Origin of the sequence: Mesotoga infera (genome assembly GCA_011045915.1) — a bacterium.
GTDB classification, from domain to species: Bacteria; Thermotogota; Thermotogae; order Petrotogales; family Kosmotogaceae; genus Mesotoga; species Mesotoga infera_D.
On sequence record DSBT01000140.1, the window covers coordinates 1 to 2766 of the forward strand.

Here is a 2766-nt window from a genome sequence, read left to right on the forward strand (position 1 = left end):
ACTCTGTTTCTCACAAGCAAAGGAAACAGCTCACTGGCTGAGAGCGAGACCTCGTCTGGAAAGCTGCGCCAGTCGAAACGCCAGTAGACCTTTCCGGTGTCGTCGACCTTCTTCAGCCCGCACATCACGCAATCCGAGCGAGAAGTAACAGCAGTACTGTAAAGTCTTTCCAGTGCTGATTCATGAATGGTATCGTCCGAATCGAGAAAGTATATATATCGACCCGCTGCCTTCTCAAGGCCGAAATTCCTTGCTCGGCTTACGCCTTCGTGTTTCTGTTTAAGAAGTGTAGATTTCACAGGACTCGCCGCAAGAATGTTCTCTGCTAGAACTGACGTATTGTCAGTCGAACCGTCGTCCACTACAATAATCTCAAAACTCTCTGAAGTCTGACAAAGTAGAGATTCAAGGCATCTAGTAATATGATTGCCTGCATTGTATGCAGGAACAATAACAGAGATTGCAATATCACAATTCACTGCTCTCATCCCTTCTCAAAACATCCTCTATGAAAGACATATAGAAAGAGGCGGCCCTTTCTTCGGTCATGCCTCTGAGTGTTTCGAGGGCATTAAGAAGAATCCTCTCCCTCTCATAAACTGAAAGGTCTCCTATCATAGAGACCTTGCGAACCAGATCTTCAGTATCGCCGGCATCTACTAGAAAGCCATTATGACCGTCTACTATGGTGCCGTCTATGCCCTGGTTTCTAGACCCTATAGTAATGCATCCTTTGCTCATTGCCTCAAGATAGACCATTCCAAAGGTTTCACGTGTGCTGGGCATCGCGAAGATATCTGCCGCTCGCATTCTAGATAGAGTCTCGGAATGGTTAAGCCTGCCTGTGAAGGAAACTCTGTCTTCAACCCCGATTTTTTCGGAGAGTCTCTTAAGTGCTCCCATATGCGGACCGTCTCCAACAATCTCTAGATTGATGTCGGGAATTCTTCGCGTTGCACGAATTACAGAATCGACGTTCTTGTCCTTTATCAACCTGCATACGATTAGTAATCTTCTTATCGGTCTCCTGGCCTTTTCGACGAAGAATTCGGAGGTCTCAACAATATCTGTTTGGAGTCCCGACTTCAATACGGCTTTTGGCTTACTAAGTTCAGGAAATAGTCCGTCAAACCAGCGGTGCAGGTACTCTGATCTGAACGCGACTCCCGCGGCATTCTCAATCGAACGAACAAAGGCATTCTTCTTGTAATACCTCCCGTTATCGAGATTCTGCAGGTCAGACTTGTGGAGTACTAGAAGACATTTGACGCCTAGTCTTTCGCCAACTTCTGTCGCAATTGGAGCCGAAGGATCCATCCTGTGACAGATTACGACATCCGGTTTCGATTTCATATGTTCGAGAATGGTCTCACTTGCCCCAGAAAACGCCCTCTCCGAGCAAAGCAGCCGAGGAAACTTTTCGAAAGGTATTCTAGTGATCTGAACTCCATCAAGGGTGAAGGATGCTTCGGATGAATACTTTCGCCGTCTTCTTCCTGCTGGCAGGAAACTGAAGAAGGCCGGGTAATAAGGCCAGATAACGAATACTTCGACTTCGTGACCTTGTCTAACCCATTCTCTTGAGAAGAAGTGAACAACCATAGTGTTTTCAGATGCAGGTTGATCAATATATGCCGGATATAGATTGGTAATTACAACGATTCTCATTGGTGAAATCTAACCTCCTGAGATTTGGAGTTCCGCACACGTCGAAACAAAATACAAAATGACGAGTGCTACTCTGAATCGAGCAAATATCTCTACAAGGCCGTATCCCGAAAAGTCCCTTGAAGCCAAGCCATTGTCATGTAGAGATTATACTACCCGAAACAAAGTATGATCGTCTTCCAGTGGCGTGATAGAATCTGTAGTAAGCATGAAATGCCATTAATCTTTGCATACGGGGTCAGAGACGTGGAGCAGCCACTTGTTACTGTAGTTATTCCAGCAAGGAATGAAGAGAAGACTATTGAGAAATGCCTCAAGTCCTTAGTCAGGTCAGACTATCCTTCGAGTAGAATTGAGATATTAGTTGTCGACGGGATGAGCGAAGATCGAACAAGAGAGATCGTCGCGGGATTTTCATCGGAACACAGTCGAGTAAGACTTCTTCTAAATGAGAAGAGGACTACTCCTGTTGCGAGAAACATAGGGATCCGGGCGTCAAACGGCGACTATGTTATGTTTTTCGATGCTCATTCTGTTGCTCCTGTGGATTATGTCAGAAAGTGTGTTGAGCTTATAGAAGCAACTGGTGCAGACAATGTCGGTGGAGTAATCAAGACTGTTCCTTCGAAGGAGACATTGCTGGCAGAAGTGATATCTAAAGTCCTTTCCAGCCGTTTTGGCGTGGGTAGCTCTAAATTCAGAACAGGAGTTGAGAAACTGGAGGAGGTCGATACCGTTCCTTTTGGTTTTTACAGGAAGGAGGTCTTCGAGAAAATCGGTCTCTTCAATGAGAATCTTGTCAGAAACCAGGATATAGAATTCAATCTAAGACTTAAGAAGAGCGGCGGAAAGATACTGCTGTCACCGGAACTGGAGATAACATACTTCAGCCGTTCGGATTTGAAAGGCTTTCTGAAGAACAATTTCGGAAATGGATTCTGGGTTATTTACGCTTCGAGATTCTCGAAGACGGCATTTTCGCTCAGACATCTGATACCTATGGTCTTCACTCTCTTCTTGGTATCTGGAGTGCTCTTGCCTTTCTTTCCACCTGCACTGACATATCTCTGGTTGATTCCAATGGCCCTGTATCTGATA

General features: G+C 45.4%; 3 protein-coding genes. 1 reads left to right on the forward strand and 2 read right to left on the reverse strand.

The window, feature by feature from the left end:
- Together ENN47_05140 and ENN47_05145 are read right to left on the reverse strand one after the other, a co-directional pair.
- A partial coding sequence (locus ENN47_05140) for a glycosyltransferase family 2 protein (protein ID HDP77564.1) occupies positions 1-488 on the reverse strand: 488 nt, incomplete at its 3' end.
- Positions 469-1668 (reverse strand): glycosyltransferase family 4 protein, encoded by a 1200-nt coding sequence (locus ENN47_05145; protein HDP77565.1) that lies wholly within the window; start codon positions 1666-1668, stop codon positions 469-471. The genes ENN47_05140 and ENN47_05145, both read right to left, overlap by 20 nt.
- A 168-nt stretch (positions 1669-1836) precedes the next feature.
- On the opposite strand from ENN47_05145, the gene ENN47_05150 reads away from it, so the two are divergent.
- Positions 1837-2766 (forward strand): glycosyltransferase family 2 protein (locus ENN47_05150; protein ID HDP77566.1); only part of this gene is annotated, 930 nt, incomplete at its 3' end.